The sequence below is a fragment of the Pseudomonas chaetocerotis genome (genome assembly GCF_015712105.2).
In the GTDB taxonomy this organism is placed as follows: domain Bacteria; phylum Pseudomonadota; class Gammaproteobacteria; order Pseudomonadales; family Pseudomonadaceae; genus Aquipseudomonas; species Aquipseudomonas chaetocerotis.
Genome location: NZ_JACFYX020000005.1, coordinates 1 through 16,838, shown reverse-complemented (window position 1 = coordinate 16,838; position 16,838 = coordinate 1). Strand labels below are relative to the sequence as shown.

The window sequence follows — 16,838 nt, the reverse complement described above, 5'->3', positions numbered from 1 at the left end:
GGGTTTTGTGCGAAGTGCACAAGGAAACACGCTTATGCAGCGCCAGGTCGCTCAAGGTTTGTGAGTGTAGAACAAAAGTGGTGCGCGACGCTGCGGTCTCGCACCAGTGTGTGGCGGATTTTGTTGGCTGTAGGCGCTGCGCCAACTTGAACGCTGTACTGGCTTAACCTGGCACCCTAAACCGAAAAAGTCTGAACAGTCTGCTGGGAAAATTGATACGACAGTGATGAGGACGCGAAACAAGGAGGTTAGGTGCGAAGTGCCACAGGTCAGTTAACCTATGGCACTCGCCAGTAGAAGGCTGTCGGGACTAGGAAGCTAGCTTTTTGGCTCTCTGGATGTTTTTCTGAGCCATCTCATATATGTCCTCATGCTGAGGAAGTACTCTTTCGTAATGTCTAATAGCCTTTTTGTGCTTGCCCATATCAAAATAGGCATTCCCCAGGTTGTAATTTAATATTGAGCTATCAGGCTTGTGCTTGAGGGCCGCAATTAAACATACAGCTGATTTGTCAGGCATATTCATTGTCGAATAAGCATTAGCCAAAGCGCAGCAGGCCTCAAGGTCATCCTCTCGGCTTTCTAGCGATTTCTTAAATGAGTGTGCTGCCATTTCATAGTTGGACTGCTTGAAGAATATATCCCCAACAATGTACCAGGCATGATTTTCATCACTCTGAAAATCTCTTTTTATGGCGCCCCTGGCTTTGTCATATATCTTTCCAAGAGCATCTTCATGCCTTTTGTCGCGTAATAAGTCATGAATTTCTATGAACGGGTCATTCATCGTTATCACCTGCTAGCAGCTTAGGTCGCCACCGTATGGCCAATTCGGGTTGCAGAGGGTGGGAATTACCAAGCATGGATCAAGCATAAATGGTATTGGCATTCTAAATCTAATACCGCCTTTAGGACGCCTCGAGTGCTCTTCACCATCGGGATGGCCAACATTTCGCTCTCGTTCGCCGCTGGGTTTTCGTTCATCCGCACCTTTTCTTTTGTTTGGGTTCTCGGGCTTCTGATACTTATCTTTTGCAAGCCCCGCAAGATCATAGAAGTTGATCGGGTTATTTTCTGTATACAGATACAGCTTGTTCAAGCCGCTCTGTTGGGGGGAGTCGTCAACTAATCCTAGCTCTACTGCTAGCGCCAGCTCCGGATCATCGAAATCATAGGTCAGGCCAACAGGGTCACTTTCGACATACCGCCCAGTCTGCGGGTCGTAATCGCGGAAGTAGTTGTAAACTAATTCTTGGTACGCCCCCTGGCTCTTGAGCTACCTGTCGGCTATTCCGCCCTGAACGAAGCCTACTGCTGGGGATTCAGAGTCACCTCAGGCTCTGGTTCTTCCGGCGCATGCAGATCGGCGTAGATGTTCTCTGCTAGCGCAATATCTTCATCCGTCAGGTGCTGGAACAAGCTCGTCCGCTTACGCTTGGAGACACGCCCGCTGTTCTCGTAAATCACCGCAATAAGTAGCTCAAGATCCCGGTTCGACAGATCCAGTTCGCGATTCATTTGCTCTTTGAACCTATCGCGCCTGACCAGATGGTTGACCTCATCACGCATGAGTCCATCCAGAACTCGTGCAGCGCTTTTATTGACCTCGCCCTGCAGATCAGTGAAGTCCAGGTGGGCGAACAGATGGGCATGCGCCTCATCCAGTTCAGGGTCGCTGGCCAAGTCCCTCCGGTGGTACTGCGTAGCGCTAAGTAGCCGCCGTGACAGTGCGTTGAGGGTGCCTATGTAACTTTCCAGGTTGACTAGAAGGCCAGCAGAGATGGGCAGGATGATGCCCTGCAGTTTGAGACCTTCATTGGCCAGAATGTCCTGCATGATGAAGCGGGACAACCTGCCATTTCCGTCCATGAAAGGATGGATGTAGATGAAGCTGTGCGCGATCGCGTTTAGCTTCACTAGCGCTGGGGCATCACTGCGCATGACGCGTTCACGCATGACAAACCATTCCTCCATCATCTCAGGCACTGTTTCCGGCGCCGGCGGGATCAGATGGATCAGATCGCCGCGGCCGAGCCAGTTCTGCAGATACCTGTATGCGCCAATGGATGGATCAGGGCGCCCCGAGCCGAGGGCTATCCGGTGGATGTCGAACAGAAACTCTTCATCCAGCGGACGCTGACCCGCCTGTTCCAGCACTCGGACAAAGCGCAAGACTCGATCAGGTGTTGGACGCTCATGCTCGATCTCATAGGAGCTGCGAGTCTCGGTGGTCAGCAGGTATTGTGCCGCTCTAGCAATCTCGGTGACCGAGAAATCAACCATCTGGTCATGCATGCGCTCGACTATTTGCGTATTCAGCAGACTGTCGTCTGCCCAGCCCCAGCGGCTAATCAACGCTGAAAGCCGAGGCGTTCCCAAGAGATTCATCCGCACGCGATGCCTGCGCGACATCTCTTCTGGGCCGGTGAAATACTTCTCCGGTGGCAGCAGGTGCTCATAGGGAATGTTCTGGGCGGCGTCGGGCAGAGGCAACGGGTGGCCTGCAATGTGCTCGCAGATATACCAGAGCCGGCGCAGATAGCCGCTGGCTGGCTTCTCAGCGATTGCCGCCACCAGGTCATCCCGGACAGCGGGAATCTGGAAGGCGCGCTCCAGGACACCCAGATTTACCCCTTCGTACGAAAGCGCAAAGAGCATCTGGTCGATGGGGCGCTGCTCTCTGGCGTACCCCTTGGTGAAGACCTCTACCTTCACTCCACCAGCGGACTGAGAGAGCGCTTGGCGCGAGCCTATGACACACTCACGATCAAGCGGCACACAGCGAAGATCGAGGGCGTTGATCAGCCAGCTGTATCCGGCTCGCTCAATGGGTTGCCGCATGGCGAATTTCCTATAGGGAGCGCGAGAAAACTATAATTTACACGGTTTTCTTGGAAAAACTTATAGTCAATTGCCCAGGCCATGAGCATCAAAGAGTTGACCAAGGAGGCGAGACAGACCACCGGTACTGCCTAAAGGTTATTTAATATCGCGCCGCAGTTTGATCTGATCGACGCGGATGCGGTCAATCACCTCACATCTTTAACACTCCACCACTGAAACGGCTCGTACCTCACTTCGGCTTGAGGACAGTACTGCTTCGTTTTCAGGTCGAAGGCGGCGTTCATGTTCATGGCAGCCGCTTCAATTTGTGGTGCCAGGGAGACCTGGCCCAGCCGTTCATAGGCGTTACGTAACAACAGTCACCTGCGGCATCGGCGGCATGGTCACGGTCTGCTCGCTGCCCGGGGCGAGCACTTCAGCTTCGCCGTCGACCACTTGCTTGCCGTCCTGGTTGAACACGCGGGTGGCGATGCGCACGCGGTTCTTCGGCAGTTTTTCCAGCACTTCCAGCTTCACCGTCAGGGTGTCGCCGAGCTTCACCGGGCGAGTGAACTTGAGCTGCTGGCCGAGGTAGATGGTGCCCGGGCCGGGCAGGCGGCAGGCGATGGCAGCGCTGATCAGCGCGCCGGTGAACATGCCGTGGGCGATGCGCTCCTTGAACATCGTCTCGGCGGCGAAGGCGGCGTCCAGGTGCACCGGGTTGTTATCGCCGGAGACGGCGGCGAACAGCTGCACGTCGCGCTCTTCCACGGTTTTCTCGAAGGCCGCTTGCTGGCCGACGCTGAGGGCTTCGTAGGGGATATTGGTGATCTGTGTCATGGGCACTCCTTGATTGGGCTTCGACCCTGGCTCAGCGCCTGCTGCAGCCAGTCGATCAGGTGGGCGGTGACCTCGTCGCGATTGCTCTCGTTGAGCAACTCGTGACGGGCCTCGGGATAAATCTTCAGTTGCACGTCGTGCACGCCGGCCTCGCGCAGGGCGCCAGCCAGATCACCCAGGCGCTTGCCGTCGCTGACCGGGTCGCGCGAGCCGCCGATCACCAGCAGCGGCAGGTCGGCATCGATCTGCGCCAGGTTGCTGGTCGGGGTGATGTGCTGCAGGCCTTCGAGCAGGTCGCACCACAACTGCGTGGTGCAGACGAAGCCGCACAGCGGATCGGTCACGTATTTGTCCACTTCCGCCGGGTCGCGGCTGAGCCAGTCGAAGGCTGTGCGGTTGGGCCTGAAGGCCTTGTTGAACGAGCCGAAGGAGAGAAAATCGATGACCTTGCTGCGCCCCTTGGGGCCCAGGCGCCAGCGCTCGAAGCCGGCGATCAGCCTGGCGACCCTGTACAACGCCACGGGCTGGTAATTGGAGCCCGACAGCACGGCGCCCTGCAGGCTGCAGCTGTGACCCAGCAGGTAGGCCATGCCGATGTAGCTGCCCATGCTGTGGCCGAAGAGGAAGATTGGCGTATTCGGATGCTGCTGGCGAATGTGGTGGTTGAGGGTGGACAGGTCGCCGACCACCTTGCTCCAGCCGTCTTCATCGGCGAAGTGGCCAAGGGTGCCGCGCTCGGCGGTGGCACCATGGCCGCGCTGGTCCAGCGCGTAGAGCGCGAAGCCCGCCGCTACCAGGACTTCGGCCAGGCGTACGTAGCGCAGGCTGTGCTCGGCCATGCCATGGGCCAGCATGACCGCCGCGCGTGGCGGCTGGTCGCCAAACCAGTGATTGACCTGCAATGGCGTGCCATCGCTGGCGTTGATAACGAAGGCGTCGTGGCGCATGGCGAATCCTTGTGCCGGGAGTTGGCGGCATTGTGCACTCTGGCTGTCATCAGGCAAAGCTCAGTCGAATTTTCATCGAGCCGCAAAGATCGGTTACGAATCACTGCATTTATTGCGAAATTCAGCCCATCAATGACGCCTTCGAGCTATTTGCGGCGCCGCTCTGAACTGCTACTTTCCGGGCAGTCCCGCACCGCGGGCCAGATCACTTCAGGGGAAGAGGACAAGAACAATGCAACCTGATTTCTGGAACGACAAGCGCGCGCCCGGCGTGCCCAACGATATCGACCTGTCCAGCTACAAGTCGGTGATCGAAGTATTCGAGCGCTCATGCAAACGTTTCGCCGACCGTCCGGCCTTCAGCAATCTCGGCGTCACGCTGACCTATGCCGAGCTGGATCGTCTCTCCGCGACCTTCGCCGCCTACCTGCAGAAGCACACCGACCTGAAACCGGGTGATCGTATCGCGGTGCAGATGCCCAACGTGCTGCAGTATCCGATCGCCGTGTTCGGCGCCATGCGCGCCGGGCTGATCGTGGTCAACACCAACCCGCTGTATACCGCGCGCGAGATGCGCCACCAGTTCAAGGATGCCGGGGTGCGTGCACTGGTGTACCTGAACATGTTCGGCAAGCTGGTGCAGGAAGTGCTGCCCGATACCGAGATCGAGTACCTGATCGAAGCCAGGATGGGCGACATGTTGCCGAGCCTCAAGGGCTGGCTGGTCAACACCGTGGTGAAGAAGGTCAAGAAGATGGTGCCCGACTACCATCTGCCCCAGGCCATTGCCTTCAAGCAGGTGCTCAAGCAGGGCCACGGCCAGACGCTGACGCCGGTCAAGGTCGGTCATGACGACATCGCCGTGCTGCAATACACCGGCGGCACCACCGGCGTGGCCAAGGGCGCCATGCTCACCCACGGCAACCTGGTGGCCAACATGTTGCAGGTGGACGCCTGCCTGGCGCAGCTCGGTGAAGACGGCACGCCGCTGATGAAGCAGGGCCAGGAGATCATGATCGCGCCGCTGCCGCTTTACCACATCTATGCCTTCACCGCGAATTGCATGTGCATGATGGTCAACGGCAACCAGAACGTGCTGATCACCAATCCACGCGACATCCCCGGCTTCATCAAGGAACTGGGCAAGTGGAAGTTCTCCGCGCTGCTGGGGCTGAACACCCTGTTCGTTGCGCTGATGGATCACCCCGAGTTCAAGAACCTCGACTTCTCCAACCTCAAGGTCACCAACTCCGGTGGTACCGCGCTGGTCAAGGCGACTGCCGAGCGCTGGCAGCAGATGACCGGTTGCACCGTGGTCGAAGGCTACGGCCTGACCGAAACCTCGCCGGTGGCCAGTACCAACCCCTACGGCGACAAGGCGCGTCTGGGCACTGTCGGCATTCCGGTGCCGGGCACGGCGTTCAAGGTGATCGACGACGACGGCAACGAGATGCCGCTGGGTGAGCGCGGCGAGTTGTGCATCAAGGGGCCGCAGGTGATGAAGGGCTACTGGCAGCGTGAGGAAGCGACCGCCGAAGTGCTCGACGCAGAAGGTTGGTTCAAGACCGGCGACATTGCCGTGATCGACGCCGACGGCTTCGTGCGTATCGTCGACCGCAAGAAGGACATGATCATCGTCTCGGGTTTCAACGTGTACCCCAACGAGATCGAGGACGTGGTCATGGCCCACCCGAAAGTCGCCAGTTGCGCGGCCATCGGCGTGCCGGACGACAAGTCGGGAGAGGTGGTCAAGCTATTCGTGGTGCCGCGTGACGGCGGCGTGACCGTCGAGGAGCTCAAGGCCTACTGCAAGGAAAATTTCACCGGCTACAAGGTGCCCAAGCACATCGTGTTCAAGGACTCGTTGCCGATGACCCCGGTCGGCAAGATCCTGCGTCGCGAGCTGCGCGACATCGCCTGACCCAAAGCCCCTCCCCACTGTTGGGGGAGGGGCTTTCCCGCCTCAACTGCCGTCGGGCAGTGTAATTGTTGTGATTTAGTAACTACCCTCGCGTGTTTCATGCAGCCCAGTGCTGCATCACCGGCAGAGACGAGCTAGGCTCTACGCGCTGTAATATGCGCGCTAGAGGCTTTTCGCGGGTTCACGAAGATAAGGATCATCTGTGACTGCGCGGTCTTTTTCGGTCACTTTTGCGACTCTTGAGCCCATGTTTGGTGCTAGTCGGCCTCTGGCAAAGCTGCTACTCTCGGCGCGCTTCCGGGCCCCTGGGTCAGCGGGAAAGCGAGCTATACACACAACAAACAACCGCCCTCGCGCGGTGAAGATCAGCTGTTGCTTAGGAGTGGGCTTCCATGACCGAAAACTTCTGGAAGGACAAGTATCCCGTTGGGGTTGCTGCCGAAATCAATCCCGATCAGTACCCGAACATCCTCGCGGTACTGAAAGAGTCCTGCCAACGCTTCGCTGACAAGCCTGCTTTCAGCAACCTGGGCAAGACGCTCACCTACGGCGAGATCTACACGCTGTCCGGTGACTTCGCCGCCTACCTGCAGAAACACACCGATCTCAAGCCCGGCGACCGTATCGCCGTGCAACTGCCCAACGTGCTGCAGTACCCCATCGTGGTATTCGGTGCCATGCGCGCCGGCCTGGTGGTGGTCAACACCAACCCGCTGTACACCGCGCGGGAGCTGGAACACCAGTTCAATGATTCCGGCGCCAAGGCGCTGATCTGCCTGGCCAACATGGCCCACCTGGCCGAACAGGTCGTGCCCAAGACGGGCGTGAAGACGGTGATCGTCACCGAAGTCGGCGACATGTTGCCGACCTTCAAGCGTCTGCTGGTCAATGCCGTGATCAAGCACGTGAAGAAGATGGTGCCGGCCTATAACCTGCCCAAGGCAGTCAAACTCAACGATGCCCTGGCCAAGGGCCGTGGCCAGAGCTTCAGCGAAGCCAATCCGAACAATGGCGATGTCGCCGTGCTGCAGTACACCGGCGGCACCACTGGCGTGGCCAAGGGCGCGATGCTCACCCATCGCAACCTGGTGGCCAACATGCTGCAGGTCAAGGCGCTGATGGGCGCCAACCTCGATGAAGGTTGCGAGGTGCTGATCGCGCCGCTGCCGCTTTACCACATCTACGCCTTCACCTTTCACTGCATGGCGATGATGCTGATCGGTGGCCACAACATCCTGCTGACCAACCCGCGCGACCTGCCGGCCGTGGTCAAGGACTTGGCCAAGTACCGCTTCACCGGTTTCGTCGGCCTCAACACCCTGTTTGTCGCCCTTTGCAACAACGAGGATTTCCGCAAGCTGGACTTCTCCAGCCTGAAGCTCACCGTTTCCGGCGGTATGGCCCTGCAACTGGCAACCGCGGAGCGTTGGAAGGACGTCACCGGTTGCGCCATCTGCGAAGGCTTCGGCATGACCGAGACCAGCCCGGTGGCCACGGTCAACCCGTTCAGCGCCATCCAGCTCGGCACCATTGGTATTCCGGTGCCCTCGACCCTGTGCAAGATCATCAACGACGATGGTCAGGAACTGGCCATCGGCGAGATCGGCGAACTGTGCGTGAAGGGCCCGCAGGTGATGAAGGGCTACTGGCTGCGCCAGGACGCCACCGACGAAATCCTCGATGCCGAAGGCTGGCTGAAGACTGGCGACATCGGTCTGATCCAGGAAGATGGCTATCTGCGCATCGTCGACCGCAAGAAGGACATGATTCTGGTGTCCGGCTTCAACGTCTACCCGAACGAACTGGAAGACGTGCTGGCGACCCTGCCCGGTGTGCTGCAGTGCGCCGCCATCGGTATTCCGGACGAAAAATCCGGCGAAGCGATCAAGGTGTTCGTGGTGGTCAAGCCGGGCGAGAGCGTGACCAAGGAGCAGGTGATGGAGCACATGCGCGCCAACCTCACCGGCTACAAGGTGCCCAAGGCCGTTGAGTTCCGCGACGTACTGCCGACCACCAACGTCGGCAAGATCCTGCGTCGCGAACTGCGTGACGAAGAGCTGAAGAAACTGGGCAAGAAGTGATTCGGGCCCGCTGATACGAAGAACCCGCCACGGCGGGTTTTTTGTTGTCTGGCAGTCGAGGGGGCGGCCTTTCAGGCTGAAATGACGTGAACAAGCGCTTATCTGCCGTCATTGGTCATGGCGGGTTGTGATTTGAGCAGGTGGAGGAAGTTCATTCATTGAATTGATGCAGCTGGTCATACCAGTTTTTGCTTGTGTCTGTTCTTTTGACGTCACCATCTTGGCAATATGAAGGCTCGGTAACATCAAAATGCCGGTAAAGGTGTACTGCCAATGATCTTCTCCCTGCGTCTACGCGCCAAAGTGCTGGTTCTGGCTTTGGGCCCTATCTGTTTATTGACCCTGTTGCTCAGCACTATCGCCTTCGTCGTACTCGGTAATCTGGCCGATCATCAGGAGGCGCAGACCCGCGCCAAGCTGGTGGCGGACCGCAAGGCGGAGATCAAGCAGTACGTGGAGCTGGCAGTCAACGCGATTGCCCCGATCTACCAGGCCTCTGCCGACGGCGACATGGACGCGCGCGCCCAGGCCGTCGAGGTGCTCAAGCGTCTGGCCTACGGTGCGGATGGTTATTTCTGGGGCTATGACAGCAACGTGCGCCGCATTCTGCAGGGCAACACCAACGATCGCATCGGCGAGGACTTCAGTGGTTTCCGTGATCCCAATGGTATTTACGCCATTCGGGAGTTGGTGCGAGCCGGTATGGATAGCAGCCACTACGTCGACTACAGCTTCGTGCTCGGCGACGGCAAGATGCTGGTGCCCAAGGTCGGTTACTCGCACTACCTGCCCAAGTGGAAGATGGTCTTCGGCACCTCGGTCAACCTCGACGGGGTCGAACGTGATGTCCAGGCAGCGCGTGCGCAGTTCCAGCAAAGCGTCGATCGCCTGCTGATGGTCATGTTTGGCTCCGCGATTGGCCTGCTGCTGGTGCTGGCTCTGCTGTCCCTGCCACTGGCTGCATCGATCACCAAACCGGTGCAGCTGATCAAGAGCAAGCTCGATGACATGGCGGCGGGAGAGGGTGACCTGACCCAGCGCCTGCCGGTGACCAGTCAGGACGAGCTGGGCGAGCTGGCAACGTCGTTCAATGCGTTCGTCGCCAAGATTCATGCATTGGTGCAACAGGTGTCGGTGACCACCGATCAGCTCTTCGGGCTGGTCGGCAATGTGTCCAGTCAGGCGCAGCGCTCCGAACAGGCGATGGCCGGGCAGCGTCACGAAACCGATCAGGTCGCAACCGCCATCAATGAAATGTCGGCTGCTGCTCATGAAGTGGCGCAGAGCGCCCAGCGTGCCGCCGAGGCCGCGCGCGAGACCGATCAGCAGGGGCAGGATGCCAAGCGCGTGGTCGATGGCAGCATCGCGCACATTCACGAGCTGGTCGGTGAAGTGCGCAGCAGCAGCGAATCGCTGGATAGCCTGCGCCGTGACGTACAGGGCATTGTCAGCGTGCTGGAAGTGATTCGTGCAATCGCCGACCAGACCAACCTCCTGGCCCTCAACGCCGCCATCGAGGCTGCGCGAGCCGGTGAGGCTGGGCGTGGCTTCGCCGTGGTGGCCGATGAAGTGCGCGCCCTGGCCAGTCGCACCCAGCAGAGCACGGGTGAGATTCAGAGCATGATCGACCGCCTGCAGCAGGCGACGGGTGAGGCCGTGGCGGCGATGCAGCGCGCAAGCCAGATGGGCGACAGCACCCGCGAACAGGCCAGCCATGCCGGTGAGGCGCTGGATAGCATCGCGGTGCTGATCGGCACCATCAACTCGATGAACGCGCAGATCGCCAGTGCCGCCGAGGAGCAAACCGCCGTGGCCGAAGAGATCAACCGCAGCGTGCACCAGATCGCTGTCGCCGTGGACGAAGTCGCCAGCGATGCCGCGCAGGGCGCGCAGGCCGCGCGCGACCTTGATGGCCTGGGCGGGCGCCTGCAGGGCCTGGTTGGCCAGTTCCGCGTCTGAGTCGCGAGCGCTTCAGTCCGTCACGACACCGCGACCCGGGTGTTGATGAGCAGGCCTCAAGCGCACGGCCATGACCATCAGCACCACGCTTGCCGACGCCATCAACTGCCAGCTCAGGCTCAGGTCCGGGCTGTAGCGGCGCAATACGCCTGCCAGCAAGGGCGCGCATGCGGCGATGAGGTAGCCTCCGCCCTGAACGAACGCCAGCAGGTCGCCGGTTTGCTCAGGGTCCTCAAGATGGTCCTGCGCCACCACCAGCGACAGCGGAAACAGACCGCCAATACCGACACCGAGCAAGAGGGCGACGAGCACCACCAGGGTCTGTGGTGCCAGCTGCAAAACCAGCAAGCCGGTAAAAAGCGACAGCAGCACCAGTGCCAGTAGCGGGCGTCGATCAGGGAAGCGAGGCAGCACACTGGAGAGCAGCAGGCCGGCGACTACCTCGCACAGCGTCAGTGCAGCCAGCAGCAGGCCGCTGCTCTGCGCACTCCAGCCCAGGGCCGTGTAGTAAGGCGGCAGCCAGGCCAGCACCAATGTGTAGCCGGCCGTACCAATGCCGAAGAAACTCATCAGCAACCAGGCCCTGGGCCAGCGCCAGAGCACCAGGGGCGGCGTGGTCGTGGTCGTGGCCATGGTCACCGCTCTGCCTGGCGCTGCCCGGCGCCATAGCGCGGCGGCGAGCACGGCCGGCAGTGCCCAGCTCGCCAGCGCCCACGACCACCCGAGCGAGTGGGTCAGCCAGGGTGTGAATGCCGCGCCGAAAGCCGCGCCTGCCATGATCGCGCAGCTGTAGAAACCGATCAGGCGGCCGCTGTCCGAGGCGAAGCGCGACTTGATCAAGCCCGGCAGCAGAGCCTGCACGAACGCGATACCGGCGCCGGCCAGCAAAGCGCTGGCGATCAATGGCGTGGCGCTCGGCAACAGTCCGCGTAATAGGCAGGCCAGGGCGATCAACACGGCGCCGAGGAAAATTCCGGCGCTGTCGCCAACGTGCCGGCGAAGCGAGCCGGCGACCAAGGCGCCCAGCCCCATGATCACCACGGGCAGGCTGGTCAGCAGGCTGGCGCCGACATGATCCAGGCCGGTGTCGAACTGGATGCGGTCGAGCAACGGGCCGATGGCCGCCAGCGCCGGGCGCAGATTGAGGCCGAGCAAGACGATGGCGAGCAGTAACAGGGTCTGACGCTTCATGCCTCCGCCTCCTTGGCACCACGCGAGGCCACCAGCAGTACACCACCGACGATGCACACGGCGGCCAGCCACATCGACAGGCTGCCGCTCTCACCGAACAGGCCGATGGCCATGGCCGCGCCAATGATCGCCGCCACCGAGCCTAACTGGCTGAGGAACACGGCGCCGGCGAGCTTCTGCAGCACGAAGAACAGCGCATAGACCATGGCGAACAGCGCCATCTGCGCGGCCAGCAGCGCGATCGTGGCGGTATCGTGCAGGCGAGGTTGCAGGTCCAGTCCCAATCCACTCAGGGGCACCAGCAACAAGGCGCCGCCGAGCAGCATGCCCGGCGCCAGAGACAGCGGGCTTGCGCCCTGCGGCCAGTAACGCGAGCGGTAGATATTGCCCAGTGCCAGGAACACCGGCACGCACAGCGCCGCCAGCACCCACAGCAAGGGACTGTCGCCGCTGAGCAGCTTGCCCAGCGCCAGCAGGATGCTGCCTAGCAGGCCGACGCAGATGCCCAACAGGCGAATCCGGCTGAGGCCTTCCATGCGCAGGGCCAGTGCCAGCAGGTAGGTGACCAATGGCGGAAAGGCCAGGCACATGGCCGCGAAGCCGGCACCGACATGTGGGATCGAACTGAACATCAGGCCATTGGGCAGGGTGATGCTGAGTAACCCCGAAGCCAGGTAGTAGCGCAGCGAGGTAGCGCCCAGGCCGGGCCGCTCACCGCGTAGCCAACTGAATGCCAACAACAGCAGACCGCTGCCAAGCAGGCTCCACAGCAGATAGGCCAGGGGTGGCCAGCCCAGCGTGCCGGCGATCTTCACCAGATTGGTGGTCAGCCCCATCAGTGCACCGATGGTGAATAGCAGTGACAGGGCCAGAAATGGTCTGGAGCGGGAACCGGGCATGGTGATGCCTCCTTGGCGTGAATGCGTTACGATGGTGACATTCTTTTTGAAAAGTATCTTGATGGCAAGATAAGTCGAGGGCGATATGCAAGACCGTGCACAACAGGCTGCCGAACAGTGGCAGCAGCAACGACCCGATCTCGATGCCTTCTCCATGGCCGTCATCGGCCGCCTGGGTGAGTTGAGCCTGATGATCAGCCGCGACCACCTGCTGCCGTTCTTCGCCGAGCACGGGCTGCAGGCCGGCGAGTTCGACCTGCTCGCCACTCTGCGCCGCTCGGGTGAACCCTATGCGCTGATGCCGACTGCGTTGTACGAGGCCGCGATGATTTCCTCGGGCGGCATGACCAGCCGTATCGACCGTCTTGAGAAGTCCGGCCTGATCGAGCGACGCAAGCACCCCAGTGATCGTCGCGGCGTGCTGGTGGCATTGACCCTGGCTGGTTTCGAGCTGATCGACGGCATCATGGCGGCCCATGTGGGCAACCTGCAGCGCGTGCTTGCAGGATTGACCAGCGATGAGCAGCGCACGTTGCATGAATTGCACGGCAAGTTGCTGGCGGGGTTGGCTGAGCGAGACGGGGAGTAGTTGTGTCGATGGCTCCCACGCTCCGGCGTGGGAGCCAGCCCGTGACGCTCTGCGTCACCGCACAGCGCGCAACCGCCCGTGGTGGACGCTGGAGCGTCGAGGGCTGGATGCCCACGCGGAGCGTGGGAACGATCGATATGGGTCGATACAGATATCAGACGCACCATTGCGCAGAGCCCTGGCGGAAATGCAGATGTAGCGCGGTTTTTTCCCTGGGCAGCGGTCTTCCGTGAGGGCGGGGCAGAGCGCAACCGTCCAGCGCCAGCCACTTGCTCGGCTCACATCCGATGATGTTCCACCAGGAAATCCACGAACACCCGCACCCGTGCCGGCATCGCCGAACCGCCCACGAACACCGCATGAATCGGCTCCCGATCACCGGGATTGAAGGTTTGCAGCAGCGGCACCAGATCACCGCGCTGCAGGTCCTCGGTCACACTGAATTCGCCGATGCGTGCGATGCCGGCGCCGACCCGGGCGAACTGCGCCAGCGCCTCGCCGCTGCTGCACTCGATGTTGCCGCAAACCTTCAGGGAGAACGCCTGGCCGTCGCGGGTAAAAGGCCAGTTGGGTTCGGCGCGGCGGAAGTTGAAGCGCAGGCAGTTGTGTTGCAACAGGTCTTCCGGCTGCTGCGGCGTGCCGTGGCGTTGCAGGTAGTCGGGGGAGGCCACCACCACCTGGCCGGTTTCGCCGACCTTGCGGGCGGTCAGCGGGCTGTCCGGCAGGTGGCCGAAGCGCACGGCTACGTCAGCCTGGCCGCCGAGGATGTCGACCACTTCGTCGCCCAGGCTGAGGTCGACGGTGATGTTCGGGTAGCGCGCACTGAAGGCGGCCACCAGCGGCACGATGGCCAGCCGGCCATGGCCGAGCGCGGCACTCACACGCAAGCGACCCCGTGGCACGCCCTGGTCGGTGATGGCTTCCTCGACTTCCGCCATGTCGGCGAGGATGCGCCGGGCGCCGCGCAGATACGCCTCGCCCTCGGCGGTGAAGGTGATCGCGCGGGTGGTGCGCAGCAGCAGGCGGGTGCCAAGGCGCTGCTCGGTGCGCGCGATGATCCGGCTGACGGCCGAGGGTGTCAGTCCTAACGCTCTCGCCGCAGCGGACAGGCTGCCTTCCTCCGCCACGGTGGCGAACACCACCATCTCACCTGACCTGCCGTTGAAGTCCATTTGTGCTCCGTAAGCAAAGGTGTTTGCCAGAAATGCCATCTACCGCCGGTAAAGGCTGGATCGTAGCATTCGCGGCATAGATGAGGAGCCTTTCCATGAGTATCAATCCACCCCTAGTTGCACTCGCCATCGGAGCCTTCGGCATCGGTGTCACCGAGTTCGCCCCCATGGGCATGTTGCCGGGTATCGCCAGCGATCTCGGCGTTTCCATTCCGGCTGCCGGTCTGCTGGTCAGTGCCTACGCGCTGGGCGTGCTGCTTGGCGCGCCACTGATGACCCTGACCACCGGCAAGATTCCCCGGCGCTACCTGCTTATCGGGCTGATGGCCATCTTCACCTTGGGCAACCTGATGTCCGCCCTGGCGACCGATTACACCAGCCTGCTGATCGCCCGCGTGGTGACTTCGCTGAACCACGGCGCCTTCTTCGGCGTCGGCTCCATCGTCGCCGCCAGCGTGGTCGCGCCAGACAAACGTGCAGGGGCGGTGGCCGCCATGTTCATGGGCCTGACCCTGGCGACCATCGGCGGTGTGCCACTGGCAGCCTGGTTCGGTGAAGTGCTCGGCTGGCGCACGGCGTTCTGGGGTATCACTGGCCTGGGTGTATTGGCCATGCTCGCGCTGTGGTTCGCCCTGCCCAACGTGCCGCTGCCGAAGAGCGACGGCGTGCTGGCGGAAATCCGCGTGCTGGGCCGTGGCCCAGTGCTGGCAGCCCTGGCCCTGACCGTGATTGGTTCCAGCGCGATGTTCACCGTGTTCACCTATATCGCGCCGATCCTCAGCAGCGAGACCCAGGCCTCCACCGCCTTCATCACCGCCATGCTGGTGCTGTACGGCATCGGCCTGACGTTGGGCAACGTGTGGGGCGGCAAGGCGGCGGATCGCTCCGTCGACCGCACCCTGATCGTCTCGCTGAGTGCGCTGATCCTGGTTTTGCTGGCCTTCACCGTATTGATGCGCTGGCCGCTGCCAGCCGCCGTGGCCATCCTGATCTGGGGCATCGCCAGCTTCGCCATCGTGCCGCCGCTGCAGATGCGTGTGATGGAAGCCGCCCACGACGCCCCCAATCTGGCCTCGGCAGTGAATATCGGCGCCTTCAATCTGGGCAACGCCATCGGCGCGGCGCTGGGCGGCGCGGTGATCAACGCGGGGTTGGGCTATCCGGCGATCTCGCTGGCCGGTGCGGCGATGGCCGGGCTGGGGCTGCTGATGGTGCTGGGGTTTGCCTGGCGTTCCAGGGCGGTGGCGGCTGCGGCGATCTAAGAGAGCGACAATTGGGAAGGGGCGGATTAAATGAATCCACCCCTTTCCGGTTTACGCCTTCGCAGCAGGGCTCAAGCGAAAGCTGACACCCATGCGGTTGAACGCGTTCATGGCTGCGATAGCGGCCGTGAGGTCGACCAGGTCTTTCGGAGTGAATGCGGACGATGCCGCGGCATAAGCTTCATCGGACACATGCGTTTCACCAACCAGGGTCACTTCTTCCGTCCAGGCCAGGGCGGAACGTTCCTGGTCGGAAAACAGATGCGCGGCCTCATGCCAGACTGGCACCAGAACGAGCTTATCTACTGACATACCTCCCTTGATCAGATCTCGCGAATGGATATCGATGCAGTGCGCGCATCCATTGATTTGCGATGCCCGCAAGAACACGAGATGTATGAGTTGAGACGGCAGGTTCGTTCCGGTGGTGACGTAATGGTGCAGCCCACCCAGTGCTTTTGCTGCACCCGGTGAAGTCTCAAACCAATTCAGACGAGTCATAGAGCAGTACCCTTTGTGGATGGGGGAGTCGGTAAGGTCTGCTCAATTAAGACAACTAAGAGGATCAAGGTATTGATCCAATTAAAGGCTTAATGAACGGTCCACTTTGTGGCATGGCCGTTGTGGCTTTTGATGCCCTTGGCTCATGGCTGCTCAGCTCTGTGAACGGAATACGATGGCTCCCACGCTCCGGCGTGGGAGCCAGCCCGTGATGCTCCGCGTCACCGCATGGCGCGCCACTGCTCGTGGTAGACGCTGGAGCATCGAGGACTGCATGCCCACGCAGAGCGTGGGAACGATCAATTAAGAGGCGAGGGCATGCCCTCGCCTGAGTCGTTACAACCGCAACTCCGTGCGCAGAGCCTGATGCCCGCCGCCCAGCGGCGAGCACAGGCGCTGGTGGATGCGGCTGAGAAAGCCCGTCTCGAAGGCATGGCGCTGCGCACCTGGCGGATAGAGCTGGCGCTCCAGCAACAGATTGGCCCACAGCCAGCCACTGTTGGCGTCGTCCAGCCAGGCCTGCGCAGTCTGCACGCCGTGACCGAAGCTCGTCTGGCAATCGGTGTTCCAGCCGAACTCGGCGGGCGGTTGCCCGTCATGGCCGGGCAGGTGGGTGAAGTGTCGTTGCAGCTCATTCATGCTCGGCCCTCCAG

Annotated in this window: 14 protein-coding genes and 1 pseudogene; 6 read left to right on the top strand and 9 right to left on the bottom strand. The window is 61.2% G+C overall.

Annotated features, from left to right (window positions below; translation table 11 throughout):
• Positions 1 to 310: 310 nt before the first annotated feature.
• The 4 genes from H3221_RS10000 to H3221_RS09985 all read right to left on the bottom strand — a co-directional run bounded on the left by H3221_RS10000 (position 311) and on the right by H3221_RS09985 (position 4,610).
• Entirely contained in the window at positions 311 to 787 is a 477-nt protein-coding gene (locus H3221_RS10000) for a tetratricopeptide repeat protein (RefSeq protein ID WP_196475762.1), read from the bottom strand.
• Positions 788 to 1,308: 521 nt separating this feature from the next.
• On the bottom strand, positions 1,309 to 2,841 hold the full coding sequence (locus H3221_RS09995) for a Fic family protein (protein ID WP_196475763.1): 1,533 nt from the start codon (positions 2,839 to 2,841) through the stop codon (positions 1,309 to 1,311).
• Between the two features lie 348 nt (positions 2,842 to 3,189).
• On the bottom strand, positions 3,190 to 3,663 hold the full coding sequence (locus H3221_RS09990) for a MaoC family dehydratase (protein ID WP_196475764.1): 474 nt from the start codon (positions 3,661 to 3,663) through the stop codon (positions 3,190 to 3,192).
• Entirely contained in the window at positions 3,660 to 4,610 is a 951-nt protein-coding gene (locus tag H3221_RS09985; RefSeq protein WP_196475765.1) for an alpha/beta hydrolase, read from the bottom strand. The genes H3221_RS09990 and H3221_RS09985 overlap by 4 nt, the downstream gene beginning before the upstream one ends.
• A 232-nt stretch (positions 4,611 to 4,842) precedes the next feature.
• On the opposite strand from H3221_RS09985, the gene fadD2 reads away from it, so the two are divergent.
• From fadD2 to H3221_RS09970, 4 genes and pseudogenes are all read left to right on the top strand, one after another.
• A complete protein-coding gene (gene fadD2 / locus H3221_RS09980) occupies positions 4,843 to 6,531 on the top strand; it encodes a long-chain-fatty-acid--CoA ligase FadD2 (protein ID WP_160020468.1) in 1,689 nt (562 codons plus the stop codon).
• Positions 6,532 to 6,923: 392 nt separating this feature from the next.
• Positions 6,924 to 8,612 carry a long-chain-fatty-acid--CoA ligase FadD1 gene (fadD1, locus tag H3221_RS09975; RefSeq protein WP_192981263.1) on the top strand — a complete coding sequence of 563 codons (1,689 nt, stop codon included), beginning with the start codon at positions 6,924 to 6,926 and terminating at the stop codon, positions 8,610 to 8,612.
• Positions 8,613 to 8,885: 273 nt separating this feature from the next.
• A pseudogene (locus H3221_RS26005) lies at positions 8,886 to 9,407 on the top strand (cache domain-containing protein); the annotation flags it as partial.
• Positions 9,408 to 9,413: 6 nt separating this feature from the next.
• Positions 9,414 to 10,571 carry a methyl-accepting chemotaxis protein gene (locus tag H3221_RS09970; protein WP_450091411.1) on the top strand — a complete coding sequence of 386 codons (1,158 nt, stop codon included), beginning with the start codon at positions 9,414 to 9,416 and terminating at the stop codon, positions 10,569 to 10,571.
• 12 nt (positions 10,572 to 10,583) lie between these two features.
• Here the strand turns inward: H3221_RS09970 and H3221_RS09965 are convergent, their stop codons facing one another.
• Together H3221_RS09965 and H3221_RS09960 are read right to left on the bottom strand one after the other, a co-directional pair.
• Positions 10,584 to 11,762, bottom strand: coding sequence for a cyanate transporter (locus H3221_RS09965; protein ID WP_196475767.1), 1,179 nt, complete (start codon positions 11,760 to 11,762; stop codon positions 10,584 to 10,586).
• A complete protein-coding gene (locus tag H3221_RS09960; RefSeq protein WP_196475768.1) occupies positions 11,759 to 12,661 on the bottom strand; it encodes a DMT family transporter in 903 nt (300 codons plus the stop codon). Before H3221_RS09960 ends, H3221_RS09965 begins: the two co-directional genes overlap by 4 nt.
• Positions 12,662 to 12,746: 85 nt before the next feature.
• Here H3221_RS09960 and H3221_RS09955 point away from each other — a divergent pair, with 85 nt between their 5' ends.
• A complete protein-coding gene (locus H3221_RS09955; protein WP_196475769.1) occupies positions 12,747 to 13,250 on the top strand; it encodes a MarR family winged helix-turn-helix transcriptional regulator in 504 nt (167 codons plus the stop codon).
• Between the two features lie 278 nt (positions 13,251 to 13,528).
• Here the strand turns inward: H3221_RS09955 and H3221_RS09950 are convergent, their stop codons facing one another.
• The gene (locus H3221_RS09950; protein WP_196475770.1) at positions 13,529 to 14,422 is read right to left on the bottom strand and encodes a LysR family transcriptional regulator; all 894 of its coding nucleotides are present in this window, start codon (positions 14,420 to 14,422) and stop codon (positions 13,529 to 13,531) included.
• Between the two features lie 95 nt (positions 14,423 to 14,517).
• Between H3221_RS09950 and H3221_RS09945 the strand changes: the two genes are divergently transcribed.
• On the top strand, positions 14,518 to 15,684 hold the full coding sequence (locus H3221_RS09945) for an MFS transporter (RefSeq protein ID WP_196475771.1): 1,167 nt from the start codon (positions 14,518 to 14,520) through the stop codon (positions 15,682 to 15,684).
• A 51-nt stretch (positions 15,685 to 15,735) separates the two neighbouring features.
• On the opposite strand, the gene H3221_RS09940 is transcribed toward H3221_RS09945, so the two are convergent.
• Together H3221_RS09940 and H3221_RS09935 are read right to left on the bottom strand one after the other, a co-directional pair.
• Positions 15,736 to 16,185 carry a carboxymuconolactone decarboxylase family protein gene (locus H3221_RS09940; RefSeq protein ID WP_196475772.1) on the bottom strand — a complete coding sequence of 150 codons (450 nt, stop codon included), beginning with the start codon at positions 16,183 to 16,185 and terminating at the stop codon, positions 15,736 to 15,738.
• A gap of 336 nt (positions 16,186 to 16,521) precedes the next feature.
• Positions 16,522 to 16,838, bottom strand: a 317-nt coding sequence (locus H3221_RS09935) for a LasR-specific antiactivator QslA (protein ID WP_318011449.1), incomplete at its 5' end; no start/stop codon positions are given.

Coding starts and splice junctions, on each gene's coding strand:
- H3221_RS10000 (WP_196475762.1), bottom strand. CDS start 787: ATGAATGACCCGTTCATAGAAATTCATGACTTATTACGCGACAAAAGG.
- H3221_RS09995 (WP_196475763.1), bottom strand. CDS start 2,841: ATGCGGCAACCCATTGAGCGAGCCGGATACAGCTGGCTGATCAACGCC.
- H3221_RS09990 (WP_196475764.1), bottom strand. CDS start 3,663: ATGACACAGATCACCAATATCCCCTACGAAGCCCTCAGCGTCGGCCAG.
- H3221_RS09985 (WP_196475765.1), bottom strand. CDS start 4,610: ATGCGCCACGACGCCTTCGTTATCAACGCCAGCGATGGCACGCCATTG.
- fadD2 (WP_160020468.1), top strand. CDS start 4,843: ATGCAACCTGATTTCTGGAACGACAAGCGCGCGCCCGGCGTGCCCAAC.
- fadD1 (WP_192981263.1), top strand. CDS start 6,924: ATGACCGAAAACTTCTGGAAGGACAAGTATCCCGTTGGGGTTGCTGCC.
- H3221_RS09970 (WP_450091411.1), top strand. CDS start 9,414: ATGGTCTTCGGCACCTCGGTCAACCTCGACGGGGTCGAACGTGATGTC.
- H3221_RS09965 (WP_196475767.1), bottom strand. CDS start 11,762: ATGAAGCGTCAGACCCTGTTACTGCTCGCCATCGTCTTGCTCGGCCTC.
- H3221_RS09960 (WP_196475768.1), bottom strand. CDS start 12,661: ATGCCCGGTTCCCGCTCCAGACCATTTCTGGCCCTGTCACTGCTATTC.
- H3221_RS09955 (WP_196475769.1), top strand. CDS start 12,747: ATGCAAGACCGTGCACAACAGGCTGCCGAACAGTGGCAGCAGCAACGA.
- H3221_RS09950 (WP_196475770.1), bottom strand. CDS start 14,422: ATGGACTTCAACGGCAGGTCAGGTGAGATGGTGGTGTTCGCCACCGTG.
- H3221_RS09945 (WP_196475771.1), top strand. CDS start 14,518: ATGAGTATCAATCCACCCCTAGTTGCACTCGCCATCGGAGCCTTCGGC.
- H3221_RS09940 (WP_196475772.1), bottom strand. CDS start 16,185: ATGACTCGTCTGAATTGGTTTGAGACTTCACCGGGTGCAGCAAAAGCA.